Origin of the sequence: Flagellimonas flava (assembly GCF_900129665.1) — a bacterium.
GTDB lineage: Bacteria > Bacteroidota > Bacteroidia > Flavobacteriales > Flavobacteriaceae > Flagellimonas > Flagellimonas flava.
Genome location: NZ_FQWL01000003.1, coordinates 276,572 through 291,945 on the forward strand (window position 1 = coordinate 276,572; position 15,374 = coordinate 291,945).

Annotated in this window: 9 protein-coding genes; 7 read left to right on the forward strand and 2 right to left on the reverse strand. The window is 42.9% G+C overall.

The genetic code is table 11. The annotated features are described in order from the left end of the window. Positions 1 to 127: 127 nt before the first annotated feature. Together BUC10_RS10850 and BUC10_RS10855 are read right to left on the reverse strand one after the other, a co-directional pair. A complete protein-coding gene (locus BUC10_RS10850; RefSeq protein ID WP_073179440.1) occupies positions 128 to 844 on the reverse strand; it encodes a LytR/AlgR family response regulator transcription factor in 717 nt (238 codons plus the stop codon). After that, positions 841 to 1,923 (reverse strand): sensor histidine kinase, encoded by a 1,083-nt coding sequence (locus tag BUC10_RS10855; RefSeq protein WP_073179443.1) that lies wholly within the window; start codon positions 1,921 to 1,923, stop codon positions 841 to 843. The genes BUC10_RS10850 and BUC10_RS10855 overlap by 4 nt, the downstream gene beginning before the upstream one ends. Before the next feature lie 228 nt (positions 1,924 to 2,151). Between BUC10_RS10855 and BUC10_RS10860 the strand changes: the two genes are divergently transcribed. The 7 genes from BUC10_RS10860 to BUC10_RS10890 are packed head-to-tail and all read left to right on the forward strand — an operon-like array spanning position 2,152 to position 15,260. Further along, positions 2,152 to 4,395, forward strand: coding sequence for a GH92 family glycosyl hydrolase (locus BUC10_RS10860; protein WP_073179445.1), 2,244 nt, complete (start codon positions 2,152 to 2,154; stop codon positions 4,393 to 4,395). Positions 4,396 to 4,413: 18 nt separating this feature from the next. Beyond that, positions 4,414 to 6,291: a sodium:solute symporter family protein gene (locus tag BUC10_RS10865; RefSeq protein WP_073179447.1), complete on the forward strand. Its 1,878-nt coding sequence runs from the start codon at positions 4,414 to 4,416 to the stop codon at positions 6,289 to 6,291. Between the two features lie 27 nt (positions 6,292 to 6,318). Continuing rightward, a complete protein-coding gene (locus tag BUC10_RS10870) occupies positions 6,319 to 7,296 on the forward strand; it encodes a glycoside hydrolase family 130 protein (RefSeq protein WP_073179450.1) in 978 nt (325 codons plus the stop codon). Positions 7,297 to 7,315: 19 nt separating this feature from the next. Next, positions 7,316 to 8,395 (forward strand): carbohydrate-binding family 9-like protein, encoded by a 1,080-nt coding sequence (locus tag BUC10_RS10875; protein ID WP_073180091.1) that lies wholly within the window; start codon positions 7,316 to 7,318, stop codon positions 8,393 to 8,395. Positions 8,396 to 8,433: 38 nt separating this feature from the next. Then, the gene (locus BUC10_RS10880) at positions 8,434 to 10,671 is read left to right on the forward strand and encodes a GH92 family glycosyl hydrolase (protein ID WP_073179452.1); all 2,238 of its coding nucleotides are present in this window, start codon (positions 8,434 to 8,436) and stop codon (positions 10,669 to 10,671) included. A gap of 3 nt (positions 10,672 to 10,674) precedes the next feature. After that, the gene (locus BUC10_RS10885) at positions 10,675 to 13,023 is read left to right on the forward strand and encodes a GH92 family glycosyl hydrolase (RefSeq protein WP_073179455.1); all 2,349 of its coding nucleotides are present in this window, start codon (positions 10,675 to 10,677) and stop codon (positions 13,021 to 13,023) included. After that, complete coding sequence (locus BUC10_RS10890; RefSeq protein WP_073179457.1) at positions 13,020 to 15,260, forward strand: GH92 family glycosyl hydrolase; 2,241 nt, start codon at positions 13,020 to 13,022, stop codon at positions 15,258 to 15,260. Before BUC10_RS10885 ends, BUC10_RS10890 begins: the two co-directional genes overlap by 4 nt. The last annotated feature ends 114 nt before the right edge of the window (positions 15,261 to 15,374 follow it).

Sequence of the window (15,374 nt, forward strand, 5' to 3'; positions counted from 1 at the left end):
TTTGTTCTGAAGCTACCCAGATAAAATGATTCTTGGGAAAAATTTCGACAAATAGCAATGCTCAAAAGACTAATGCAGTCTGCTTAACCGCATGGGTCTAAGTATGTTCTGTAAATTAGACGGAAGCTTAGGTTATCGTATCATTAAGGATACGGCTTTTGGCTTCGTTCAAATAGCTGCGTCCAATGGTATATCGTATACCATCGACTTCCAGACTATTACCTTCAATTGCCTGCACTTTATCTATGGCAATTGTATATGATCTATGTATTCTTAGAAACTTGTCTGCCGGGAGCTCGTCGGTAAAACTACCAAGGGTTTTATGGATGATATATTTTGCAGAGGTGGTCTTAATTCGGATATAATCTTTTAGACTTTCAACCACTACAATTTCATCCAAAAAGATTTTTTGCAGTTTTTTCTTATCCACTTTTACAAAAATACTTGGCTTTTCATTGGCGCTCTGGTTTCCACCCGTGGAACCCTGTTTTAGACCAATAATCCGATTCACGGCCTTCAAAAATCTTGGAAAAGGAATGGGTTTCACTAGATAATCAATCACTTCCAACTCAAAACTTTTAAGTGCGTATTCTTCATGTGCCGTGGTAATCACAATCATGGGAGCAGTCTGCAAGGATTCCAGAAAATTAAGCCCGTCCAAAATCGGCATATTGATATCCAAGAAGATAATATCCACCTCATTCTCCTGGAGGAAAAGGTTGGCGTCTATGGCATTGGAAAATGTCTGCACTAGCTCCAATTGGCTTACTTGTTCCGCATAGTTTTTCAGCACATTTATGGCCAAAGGCTCATCATCAACAATTATAACTCTTAGAGCCTTCATACTTTTAGTTTTAAATCCACATGAAACATTTTTTCCTTCTCAAAGATGGAAAGTTCATAATCATTTTGGTCATATCCCAATTCCAAGCGCTTTTTTACATTGGAAAGGCCAATACCACCGCCTCTAGTGGCAACTTTGCTATCCGCCTCGTTTTTCGGAATAGTATTGGATACATTAAAATACAAAAAATCGTCATCTACGTTGATTTCAATATCGATATGCATGTCCCCAATATTTTTGCTGGCCCCATGTTTAAAGCAATTCTCAATGAGTGGAACCAATAGCATTGGTGCAATTTCCTTGTTTTCCAAATCCCCTGAAATACCAATGTCTATCTGAAGTGCATCATTGAATCGAATGCGTTCGAGGTCGATATAGTTCTGGATACAATCAATCTCACTTTTAAGGTCCTGCTTACGTTTACGGGTGGCGTAAAGCAGATATCGCATTAGTCCGGAGAGCTTTAATATTACTTCTGGGGCCTTATCCGATTTCTCCAGGGTAAGTGAATAGATATTGTTCAAGGTATTAAAGAAAAAATGTGGTGACACCTGAGACCGCAAAAACTTGAGCTCCGTGGTCAACTGCCTCTTTTCAAGATCATGTAATTTGCTATGCTCCCGTAACCAGTCCACAGTAATTTTTATCGCAGTGGCGAAGGCGACCACATAAAGTTCACCAAACATGGTAATAATAGCATAGTTTAAGGTAAGTGTATCGGTTTCAGGGCCCTCGGGCATTACATTGGTGCTCACTAGATAATAGGTAAGATTAAACTTCACCAAAAGCATTACAAAAAGACATGCCACAACGAGCAAAGCATATGTGATATACTTCCTTGTGTACACATACCTGGGCATTAAAAAGTAAATATTGAAGTAAGAAAGGGCAATATGGATTGGAAAACCGATCAAGTTCGTTTTAATGGACAATGCAAAATCATTGTGAATACTTCCCCAGCGCAAAGTATTCAGCAAAAAATAGATGGCCCAAAAAATAATGTGGTGCTTATAGGTAATCTTGTATTGCTGAGGAGATTCAACTTTTAAAAGCTCTTCTAACTTATCATTTATATACATTATTGACACTGTAAATTAATCGAAGGGTTTTTCTGTTGTTTAGCTTTTGGGCTTTGTTGTTGGTCTAATTTTATTCCGCTGCAGGATAAAATTATAAATATTTAGATATACATTTTTTAACCTAACTGAACCATTGACTCTAGCACTACCAACACTTTTCCGCTATAAGAAATTCATATATAATTCGCCGAAAAGTATAAAAAATATAAATACTAATAGGAAGCGCCCATGAAGAGGACCTTTTACTTCATATGTGCCACGCTATTGCTGACGGTTCTTTCTTGCGAGACAGAAAAGACAGAAAAGAAAACGGAAAAAGTTAGCTCACACGTGGATCCTTTTATTGGTACGGGAGGTCACGGACATACATTTCCTGGGGCCACTGCCCCATTTGGGATGGTACAGGTTAGTCCAGATAACGGAACTGCCGGATGGGACTGGTGCTCTGGATACCATATCACAGATTCCATTATATCAGGATTTGGTCAATTGCATTTAAGCGGTACCGGCATAGGGGATCTCGCCGATCTGCTACTAATGCCCACCCATGGGGAAGTGGACCTTTCCCTTTTTGGCAAGACCAGGGATAGCCTACCCTATACTTCTGGTTTTTCTCATAACCAAGAACAAGCAACCGCTGGATATTACAGTGTTGATCTGGAGGACCCTCAGGTCAAGGTTGAATTAACAGCCAACGATTATATTTCTTTCCACAAATACACCTACAACCAAGGCAATCCCTCCTTTATATTGGATTTGGGCTATGCCGTGAATTGGGACAAGCCTTTGGAGACCTCCATCACCAAGGAAGGCACCACCCATTTGGTCGGACACCGGTTCAGCACGGGCTGGGCCAAAAACCAAAAGGTTTTCTTTGTCATTGAAACTTCGGCACCCATTAAAAAGTTCAAATTGGTCGCTGATGGACAAGTAAAAGCTGAGGTCAGTGAAGTCCAAGGAAAAAATACAGGGGGCCAATTCTTTTTTGACCAATCGGAGTCAAATCAAATCGAGATTAAAATAGCCGTTTCCTCGGTAAGCGTGGACAATGCCAGGGAGAACCTTCAAAAGCATGGTTCATCCAAATCTTTCGACCAGGTAAAAGCGGAAACCCAAGATCAGTGGGAAAACATACTTTCCAAAATACGCGTTGAAACCCCCACCGATTCTTTAAAGACCATTTTTTATACCGCACTCTACCACACCCATGTTGCCCCAGTGCTTTTCAGCGATGTCAACGGAGAATTCAGGTTGCAGAACGATAGCATTGCAAAGACTTCTGGATGGAATGCTTATTCTACCCTCTCACTTTGGGATACGTTTAGGGCCGAGAACCCATTATTGAACATTTTACAGCCGGAAAGGGTAAACGACATAGTCCAATCCATGTTGGTCTATTATGACGAGCAGGGAAGACTGCCGGTTTGGACCCTTTATGGCAATGAAACAAATACCATGACAGGCAATCACGGAGTATCCGTAATTGCCGAAGCTTTTTTAAAGGGAGTTAAGGGTTACGATGTGGAAAAAGCTTATGAGGCGGTGCGGACCACCATGATGGATTCCATCCGAGGTTTACAGCCCTACCAAGAATTCAGCTACATTCCATTCGATATCATGGATCAATCGGTAACCATAAGCTTGGAATTTGCTTACAACGACTGGTGTATTGCACAAATGGCCAAAGTGTTGGGAAAAACAGAGGATTACGAATATTTCAGCAAGCGCTCCCAGGCCTTTGAGTACCTGTTTGATGCAGAAACTGGTTTTATGCGCGGGAAATCAAAAGATGGCAAGACCTGGAACGAGCCCTTTGACCCGAAGCATTCCAGCCATATTGTAAACACGGATTATACAGAAGGCAATGCATGGCAACACAGTTGGTTTGTGCTCCACGATGTTCCAAAATTTATTGAACTGCATGGCGGACCAGAGCCCTTTACCCAAAAATTGGAGCAGTTGTTTACGGAAAGTTCTGAAATCCCAGGTGAAAATGTTTCGGCAGATATATCAGGATTGATTGGGCAATATGCTCATGGCAATGAACCCAGTCACCATATCGCCTACTTGTTCAATAAAGCCGAAAAGCCATGGAAAACCCAATATTGGGTTCGGGAAATCATGGATTCCCAATACAGCACCAAGCCAGACGGGCTCAGTGGCAATGAGGATTGTGGTCAAATGTCGGCTTGGTACGTTTTCAGTGCTATGGGATTTTATCCCATGAACCCGGGATCGGGTCAATATGAGTTGGGAAGTCCCGTCTTTGAAAACACTGAGATAAAAGTCGATGCCGAAAAAAGCTTTAAGATCAGTGCAAAAAATACTTCATCAATCAACAGGTACATTCAATCAGTCAAACTAAACGGAGAATTATTGCAGCGTACCTATATCACCCATGAGGAGATTATGGGTGGCGGCACTTTAGAATTTGAAATGGGTCCAGACCCCAACAAAGATTGGGGCAACTAACAAGGCCAATATGAATTTATGGATGTAATAGACATTTCAATAATAGCAATCTATGTATTGCTTACGCTCTTTATTGGTATTTGGGTTTCCAAAAAAGCTTCCAAAGACCTCAACTCCTACTTCTTGGGCGGAAAAAACATCAAGTGGTACTTTCTGGGTTTAAGCAATGGTTCTGGTCAGTATGATGTTTCCGGTACGGCTTGGATGGTTGGCATGCTGTTCTTATACGGCACCAAAAGCTTTATGCACATGTGGACATGGCCCGTATGGAACCAAATATTTGTAATGATGTTCTTGGCCGTATGGATAAGGCGTTCCAATATCATGACGGGTTCCGAATGGATATTGACCCGGTTTGGCGATGATAGGGCTGGGCGGGCTTCGCATAGTATTATTGCCATATTCGCCGTGGCTTCGGCACTTGCCTTCATTTCGTATTTTTTTGAAGGTGCAGGTAAGTTTTTGGCCGTTATCCTACCTTGGGACATTCCTTTTATAATTGATGGGTTAATTGTCTTTACTTCGGAACAGTCCTATGCCCTGATCATTATTTTCCTCACAACAATTTATACCGTTAAGGGAGGCATGTTTTCCGTAGTTGCAACTGAGGTACTCCAATATATCATCATGGTCATTGGAGGCGTTCTAATTGCAGGGTATACATTTTTCCATATCACGGATGTAGAGATAAACGCAGTGATTTCGGAGGAATGGAGAAATATATTCTTTACAAATGAACTATCCCCGCACTGGAGCAGCAAATACCAAGCTTTCAATGATCTGATCGACACGCAGGGCTATAAGATGTTTGGCGCCTTCATTGGGATGTCTTTATTCAAAGGATTCTTTGCAAGTATTGCCGGCCCGGTCCCGAGTTATGATTTTCAGCGTATTCTGTCCACAAGGAATATCAAGGAAGCAGCTTATATGAGTGGGTTTACAAGTATCGTACTTTATATTCCAAGATATCTATTAATAACTGGTATTGTGGTCATTGCCCTGGTAGTATTGGCCCCTGAAATGGCAACAACATCGGGATTATCCAATGACCACCTTGAAGTTATCTTACCAAAAATCATTAACAATCATATTCCGGTGGGTATAAAGGGATTATTACTAGCTGGTCTTTTGGCTGCTTTCATGTCAACCTTTTCAGCCTTTGTAAATTCCGCTCCGGCATACATCGTAAATGATATCTATAAAAAATATTTTAAGCCCAAAGCCACAAATAAGCACTACATAAAGGCAAGCTATATTGCCTCATTTTCAGTTGTTCTGTTGGGGGTAATGATGGGGTTCTTCGCAGAATCCATAAATTCATTGACACTCTGGATCAGCACCTCTCTTTACGGGGGCTACATTGCCGCCAACTTTTTGAAATGGATTTGGTGGCGCTTTAACGGGTGGGGGTATTTCTGGGGCATGTTGGCCGGTTTGGTAATTGCAACCTTGCAGTTTTTTCTCGACCAGAACAAAGGTCACTTGACCGAAGGGTCATGGCTTTATGAGATGGCCAATATGCCAGCATTTTATCTGTTCCCTTTGATATTTGGATTTTCACTTTTGGGTTCGTTTTTGGGGACCTATCTCTCTCAACCCACCAATAATGAGGTACTGAAATCATTCTATAAAAATGTAAGACCCTGGGGTTGGTGGAAACCCATTTATGATCAGCTCAAAGCAGAAGACGGCAGTTTTGAAAAGAACAAGGATTTTGGAATGGATATGCTCAACTGTGCCATTGGCATTGTCTGGCAATCCAGCATGATTTTGCTGCCAATTTATTTGCTCATACGTGATTATCCAAAAACTTTGGTCACACTACTGGTATTTTTAATAACTTCTGTTATTCTGAAATTTACCTGGTTGGACAAAGTGCGTAAAATTCCAGACTAGCAATCCACAACAGAAATGACGAATCAAATGCTAAAAAATACCGCTACCCTCCCTTGGCAAGAAAGGCCGGAAAACAGTTCCGATGTGGTTTGGAGATATAGTGGGAATCCCATAATTAAAAGAGACGCCATTCCGTCTTCCAACAGTATTTTCAACAGTGCGGTTGTCCCGTTTAAAGATGGCTACGCTGGGGTCTTCCGCTGTGACAACAAAGCGGTCCAAATGAACATTTTTGCCGGATTTAGCACCGATGGACTTCATTGGAATATCGATCATGACCCCATAGATTTTCAGGCTGGAAATACAGATATGATCCATTCGGATTATAAGTATGATCCACGAGTCACCTTTATTGAGGACCGGTATTGGATCACATGGTGCAATGGTTATCATGGACCAACTATCGGAATAGGTTACACGTTTGACTTCAAAGAATTTTTCCAGTGCGAAAATGCCTTTCTTCCGTTCAACAGAAACGGAGTTTTACTTCCAGAAAAAATTGACGGGAGGTATGCCATGTTAAGCAGACCTAGTGACAATGGACATACCCCATTTGGGGATATTTATATCAGCTATAGTCCAGATATGAAATATTGGGGCGAACATCGCTGTGTAATGAAAGCAACCCCTTTTGAGGACAGTGCATGGCAATGCACCAAAATTGGAGCAGGCTCCGTACCTATTGCAATCAATGAAGGGTGGTTAATGTTTTACCATGGCGTCATCAATACCTGCAATGGGTTCCGATATGCTATGGGCGCGGCCATATTGGACAAAGAGCAGCCGGATAAGGTCAAATACCGCACCCAACCCTACTTGATGACCCCAGAGACCCCCTATGAATGTGTTGGGGATGTTCCCAATGTGATTTTCCCCTGTGCATCGTTGCATTCCATGGAAGAGGACAAAGTGGCCATCTATTATGGAGCTGCCGATACCGTAACAGGCATAGCCTTCGGACGAATTTCAGAAATTGTAAAGTTTACTATGGAAAACAGTTTATGATTGAGTAATGGATGATTTCATGGAAAAATATAGAAAACTCATCAGTCTTATCCTCTTCTTTCTGTATGTGGGATGTATTATTCTAATTGCGCAGGAAGAGCCAAGAAGTTATGTTGCCTATAAAACTTCCGATTCCATGATTATAGATGGAATTCCAGACGAATCGTCCTGGACCAAAGCACCTTGGTCTGATCTTTTCATCGATATTGAAGGGATCAAAAAACCCACTTATGATACCCGGGTAAAAATGCTTTGGGACGAAAACAATATCTACTTCTTTGCCCAAATGGAGGAACCCCATGTCTGGGGGGACATTACGGAACATGACGCTGTAATCTTCCATAACAACGATTTTGAGGTTTTTCTAGATCCCGAAGCTGACGTGCACGGCTATTATGAATTGGAATGGAATGTTTTGAACACAATTTGGGACCAATATCTTACCGCTCCCTATAGAGCAGGAAACGAAACCATAAATGGTTGGGAATCTTTGGGACTCCAATCTGCGGTCGCTGTTGAGGGAACCTTGAACGACCCTTCTGATGAAGATCAGGGATGGACCTTGGAAATTGCAATTCCATTCAGAGATCTACGTACAGGATATTATCAGGACAACGTCCCAAAAAGCAAATTTTGGAGAGTAGGATTTTCAAGGGTGAACTGGGATTTTGATATCACCAATGGAAAGTACTCTCGCAAGAAAAACCCTGAAACAGGTGAGTTTCTGCACGAGTACAATTGGGTCTGGTCTCCTCAATATGTGATTAATATGCATGAACCAGAGCGTTGGGGCTATGTCTATTTTTCCGAGAAAGAAGTGGGCAGAACCCCCGAAGAATTCATCATCCCCCAGGATGAACATATCAAGTGGTTCCTCTACGAGTTATATAGGGACTTAATTGGTGAAGACCAACGAAAAATCAAATGGCAAAGTGCTGACGGAGAAATATTCCTAAAGCCGAAACAAATTTTAGGCAAACCGGTCAGGGTTATGCTGGACAAGCACGATTTTGGGTTTACGCTTTGGACAAAAAGTCCGTTCACAAAGAACAAGCTTTCTGTAACGGCTGACGGGAAATTTAGAACGCATAAGAAATAAAAAAGTCAACTTACCAATAACGAAGACATAGGGAATCAATGAGGTTGGGGTATTTGTACATAGGGTTATTTTTCATAGGGTTAAACTGTTCCCCACAACCGAAAAACCCTGAAAAACACAATAACATATACACCTATGTAAACCCCTTTATTGGAACAGATGGCCCCGGTAACACTTATCCCGGGGCCACAACCCCTTTTGGCATGGTGCAATTAAGTCCCGATATTGGAATCCCAGGCTGGGACCGGATTGCCGGCTATTACTATCAAGATTCCATCATCACTGGATTTTCGCATACCCACCTTACGGGAACAGGAGCTGGTGACCTATACGATATTTTGGTGATGCCCACCAACGACCGATTCTCGCAACAAATCGAGGCAAACAACTTTAAGCCCTTTTCACGTTTCAGTCATGATGAGGAAGGTGCTTCACCAGGGTACTATTGGGTCAATTTATTGGACTACGAGATTAAGGCAGAAATGACTGCTACGCCCCGAGTCGGTGTTCACCGATACACCTTTCCGGAAAATGATAGCACAAAAATCCATATAGATTTGGGCTATTCATTAAACTGGGACAGTCCAACGAAAACCTTTATCAAGGTAGTCAACGATTCAACACTGCAAGGACACCGCATGTCCACAGGTTGGGCCAGAAACCAACGCCTGTTTTTTGAAATGCGGTTTTCCAAGCCCTTTACGTCCTTTGTTCAAGAAGGGGATAGTACCTCATCCAAAATTGTTTTGCATTACCAAACCAAGGATGAGGATCAACTTGTCATCAAGACCGGACTCTCATCCGTAAGTTCGAGTGCAGCAGGTAAAGCCATCCAACAAGAGGCAAAAGGAGGTTTTGAGGAAATCAAGCAGAAGGCAGAACAGGAATGGGAAAGGGAGTTGAACAAGATCAGTATCGTTACGACCGACACCAATAAAAAGTCGATTTTTTATACCATGCTTTACCAATCCATGTTGGCGCCTACCCTTTATAGCGATGCCAATGGGGAATACAAAGCAGCCAATGACACAGAAGGCAAGCATCTAAATGACACCTTGGCCAAAGCCGAAGGATTTAGTAGGTACGACACTTTTTCTCTATGGGACACATTTAGGGCCGCACACCCCTTGTACACCATACTGCAACCGGATCGGGTCCCTGACATGGTCAAATCCTTATTGGCACATTACCAAGAAACGGGAATATTACCTGTTTGGTCCATGCAGGGCAGCGAAACCAATATGATGATCGGTTACCATGCCGTACCCGTAATTGTGGATGCCTATTTCAAGGGGTTTGATTTTGATGCCGAACTGGCATACCGGGCTTGCAAAGAAAGTGCCATGCTGGATGAACGCCAAATCGATGTTTATAAGGAAAAAGGATTTATCCCGGTTGACGAGGGACATGAGAATTGGTCCGTTTCAAAAACCATGGAGTACGCCTATGACGACTGGTGTATTGCCATGTTTGCCAAAGCTTTGGGCAAAACGGAAGATTACAGCTATTTCCTAAGACGTTCAGAGAATTGGAAAAATCTTTACAATACCAAACGAACCTGGCTTCAGCCGAAAGACCCGGAAGGCAACTTCATAGAACCCTTTGTGCCAAAAGAATATTCTCCCTATTTCTGCGAAAGTAATGCTTGGCACTATTACTGGTTTGTTCCCCAAGATGTTGACGGCTTAATCTCCGAAACAGGAGGCATGGAACCTTTCACCCAAAAGTTGGATTCCATGTTCAGCTATGCTCCAGAACCCGGGGATAAATTACCATTGTTCAGTACTGGCATGATTGGACAATACGCGCATGGCAATGAACCCAGCCACCACGTAGCCTATCTATACAACTACGTGGGTAAGCCTTCCCAGACCCAAAAACTGGTACGTCAAATCTTATCGGAACAATACAAAAACGAACCCAACGGACACTGCGGGAACGAAGACTGTGGACAGATGTCTTCTTGGTACATTTTTAGCGCTTTGGGTTTTTATCCCGTAAATCCTGCCCAAGGGGTTTATGATCTGGGAATCCCATTGTTCGAGGAAGTCACAATCCAAGTCAACAGAGATTCCATTTTTACAATAAAGGCCAAAGGCGTAGCTCAGCTTCCCTATGTTGAAAAAGTACTTTTGAACGGAAAAGAATTACAACGGAACTACATCACCCATAAGGAAATCAGCACTGGAGGTCTGCTGGAATTTATACTCACAGACGATCCTGCACTTGCTGACAAAAATTCCAAACCAACCCCAATGGTTGATGAAATATATTAGAAAATGAATCGTACTAAAGTAAAATTGAATGTTGGTGGCCTAACCATAGGTCTTCTTTTTCTAGGATTGATTTCCTGCGAAAACAACACTAAAAGCGATATCGCTGAACTGACATATCCAAGCTCGGAGGAGCTATTGGATTTCGTTAACCCCTTAATGGGTACCGATTCGGATTTCAGTCTTTCCAACGGGAACACCTATCCGGCCATCGCCACACCTTGGGGCATGAATTTCTGGACCCCCATGACATCCAAAATGGGAGACGGATGGACCTACAAATATGATGAGAAGACCATCCGAGGTATCAAACAGACACATCAACCAAGTCCATGGATCAATGATTATGCGGCCTTTTCGCTCATGGCGGTTACGGGGGAACTAAAATACAAGGAAGATGAACGGGCCTCCCATTTTTCGCATAAGGCAGAAACGGTGCGCCCGGATTATTACAGCGTCTATCTGGCCGACTACGATGTGGTTGCTGAGGTAACCCCAACCGAGCGGGCGGCCCATTTCAGATTTACCTTCCCGGAAACGGATGAAGCGTACATTTTGCTTGATGGTTTCTTTAAAGGTTCCATGGTTAAGATAATTCCTGAAGAACGAAAAATTATTGGGTATTGCCGAAACAATAGTGGGGGCGTCCCAGAAAATTTCCATAATTATTTTGTTGCGGAGTTCGATAAGGCCTTTGAACTCAACCATACCTGGGGCGATGATTGGTCGCTCCAAAAAAACACTTCAGAGAGCCAAGGTGAGCATGTAGGTGCAATCATTGGCTTTAAGACAAGAAGAGGCGAAGCCGTACATGTGAAGGTAGCTTCCTCATTTATCAGTCCAGAACAGGCCCAATTGAATTTGGATAGGGAAATCGGGAAAAGGACGTTTAAGGAAACCCGAAGCGCTGCAACGGAAGCCTGGGAAAAGGAATTGGGTCGGATTCAAGTGAGCACGTCAAATATAGACCACTTGCGTACCTTTTATTCTTGCCTATATCGAGTGCTGTTGTTCCCAAGAAAATTTTATGAGTTTGACAGCTCCAACCAAGTGGTTCACTATAGTCCATACAATGGTGAGGTCTTACCAGGTTATATGTTTACGGACAATGGATTTTGGGATACGTTCAGGGCCGTTTTTCCCTTTTTTAATATGATGTATCCTGAACTCAATAGCAATATCATGGAAGGATTGGCCAACACCTATAAGGAGTCCGGTTGGCTTCCTGAATGGGCCAGTCCAGGACATAGAGATTGTATGATTGGGTCCAATTCAGCACCCATTATTGCGGATGCCCACTTAAGTGGGGTCAGCGGGCTGGACGAAGAAACTCTGCTCGAGGCCATTATTAAGAACGCAACGGTTCCTGATGGCAGACCTGTGAACAGCGTTGGGCGGGCAGGCTTGGATTATTATAATGAGTTGGGGTATGTCCCTTACGATGTAGGTATCCATGAAAATGCCGCTAGGACCCTGGAATATGCCTACGCAGATTTCACCATTGCCCAAATGGCAAAATCCTTGGGGAAAACCGAATTGGCCAACGAATACTACCAGAAATCATTGAACTACAAAAAACTCTTCGACCCCACTACCAAGTTAATGCGGGGAAAAAATAAGGACGGAAGCTTTCAAAGCCCTTTCAACCCCTTAAAATGGGGCGATGCCTTTACCGAGGGAAACAGCCTCCATTATACTTGGAGCGTCTTTCATGATGTTCAAGGGCTTATTGACCTAATGGGGGGGAGTCAAGAATTTGCAGGTATGCTCGATGGTGTTTTTAATATGCCGCCGGAATATGACGATTCCTATTACGGTTTTACCATTCATGAGATTCGAGAAATGCAGATCATGAACATGGGCAACTATGCCCATGGCAATCAGCCCATTCAACACATGATCTACCTTTATAATTATGCCAAGGAGCCTTGGAAAACCCAGAAAAAGGTTCGGGAGGTGCTTACAAAACTATATACTCCCGCTCCCGATGGCTATTGTGGTGATGAGGACAACGGGCAGACTTCAGCATGGTACGTTTTTAGTGCTTTAGGGTTTTATCCAGTAGCTCCTGCCACCAATCAATACGTACTTGGCAGTCCTTTATTTGAGGAAGCTAAACTCCATTTACAAAATGGAGAGACCTTCACCATAAAGGCCAACGGTAACGGCAAGCATAATCCATTTATTCAATCAGCAGCGTTAAATGGAAAGACATTCGATAGCACTTGGATCTCCACGGAAACCGTGCAAAATGGAGGCTCACTTTTTTTTGAAATGGGTCCTGAGCCCAACAAGAATTGGGGGACTTCTGATGAAGCTGCTCCATACTCATTCTCCAATTCATTGAACCAATGAAAAAATTTACACTGACATCGGCTTTTTTAGTTTGCGTGGTAACCATGTATGCTCAAAACCAAACTGTGGATTATGTAAACCCATTTATTGGCACCTCCAATTTTGGAACCACAAATCCTGGACCTATTGCAGTTAGGGGCATGGCCAACATATCCCCGTTCAACGTGGCTGGACCAGAAAATCTTCCCTTGGAAAAAGATAGTCGGTGGTTGTCAACACCTTATGTGCACGAAAACAAATTTTTGACGGGGTTCAGTCATGTCAACCTCAGCGGTGTTGGGTGTCCCGAACTGGGTGTCATCTTGGCCATGCCCACGACCGGTGAAGTACAGACTGATCATTTAAAGTACGGCTCGACTTATTCGGAAGAAGTTTCCAAGGTGGGTTATTATTCCAATACTCTGGACAAATACCAAGTTAAAGTTGAAGCTACGGCAACTACCCGAACCGGGGTGAGCCGGTATTCATTTCCCGCGGGGAAATCAAACATTTTATTGAATTTAGGACTGGGACTGACCAATGAACAGGGAGCTCAGGTCAAAGTTGTTTCGCCAACAGAAATAGAAGGTATTCGAAGCGTAGGTTCCTTCTGTTATTACAAACCGGAAGAGACCTATCCGGTGTATTTCGTGGCTCAATTCTCGGAACCGGCAGATGAATTCGGAACATGGAAAAAACCGACTACCTACAAAGGAGAAGAAGCCCAATGGATGGGATACAACGGTAAAACCCGTTTGATGAAAGGATACACCAAAGAAGTTGTTGGAGATAGTATTGGAGCTTATATGCGATATAACTTTGAAGCTCCTACCCAAGTGGAACTAAGAGTTGGAGTTTCTTATGTGAGCATCGAAAATGCAAGGGAGAATCTGGAAAGAGAAACCTCAGGAAAGACCTTTGAGCACATCATGAATGCCACCAAAAAAGAGTGGGAAGAGCATTTGTCCAGAATAACCGTGGAAGGTGGAACAGATGATGACAAAACAATTTTTTACACAGCACTTTATCATACTCTGATACATCCAAGCACGCTGAATGACAGCAATGGGGAATATCCCAAAATGAAAACGCGGGAAACCTTAAAAACGAATGGTACGCGATACACCGTTTTTTCCCTTTGGGATACCTATAGGAATCTACATCAATTGATGAGCTTGGTATATCCCGAGCAACAGTCCAACATGGTAAAAAGCATGTTACAGATTTATGAGGAATCCGGTTGGTTGCCCAAATGGGAGTTGAATGCCACCGAAACCACTACCATGGTAGGAGATCCTGCAGGTATTATCATTGCCGACACCTATCTAAAGGGCATAAAGGATTTTGATGTTGAAAAGGCATATGCTGCCATGCTTAAAAGTGCTGATATGTTGGAAGGAAACCCATTACGTCCCGGAATTGTAGATTACATCAAAAAGGGATATCTCACTACAAAGACCACCAACAGCGGATCGGTATCCACCACTCAGGAATACAATATTACGGATTACGCCATTGGGCAATTGGCCAAGGCCTTGGGCAAAAAAGAAGATTATGCCCGTTTCAGAAAGCGAAGTACCTCCTACCGAAAACTGTTCGATAAAGAATTCAACCTGTTAAGGCCCAGAAATGATGATGGAAGTTGGCTTACCCCGTACAATCCAGAAACAGGAGCCAACTTTGTAAAGAACGTTGGTTTTATTGAGGGCAATGCCTGGCAATATACCTTTATGGTTGCTCACGATGTAAAAGGACTTATCAAACTAATGGGTGGACCGAAATCCTTCTCTAGCAAGTTACAGGAAGTTTTTGACAAGAATCAATTTGACATGGCCAATGAACCGGATATTGCCTATCCCTATTTGTTCAACTATGTAAAGGGCGAGGAATGGCGCACTCAGAAAACAGTATCCGAGCTTTTACAGACCTATTTCAAGAACAAACCTGACGGACTCCCAGGAAATGACGATACCGGAACCATGAGCGCATGGGCCGTGTTCTCCATGATGGGAATGTACCCTGTAAGTCCTGCCAACCCTATTTACGCACTTACCAGTCCGGTTTTTAACAAGGTCACTCTTCGTTTAAACCCAAAATATTACAAGAACCCGGTCCTAACAATTACAAGGGAGCCGTCCACAAATGATGCTGGAAACAGGCTTCAGGATATTTATCTGGATGGTAGAAAACTACGAGCTAGATTCGTAGACCACAAGGATCTCGTAAACTCCAAAAACCTGACGTTTATCGTAAACTAAACAGGATTTTCAGCAACAACCATTGCGGGAATCTTCTTGCTAGACAAAGGTTTTCAGGCAAAATGGGGGTCGCAAACGTTTTCGTTCTTACGCCCTTTAGCTTTTCAGCATCGT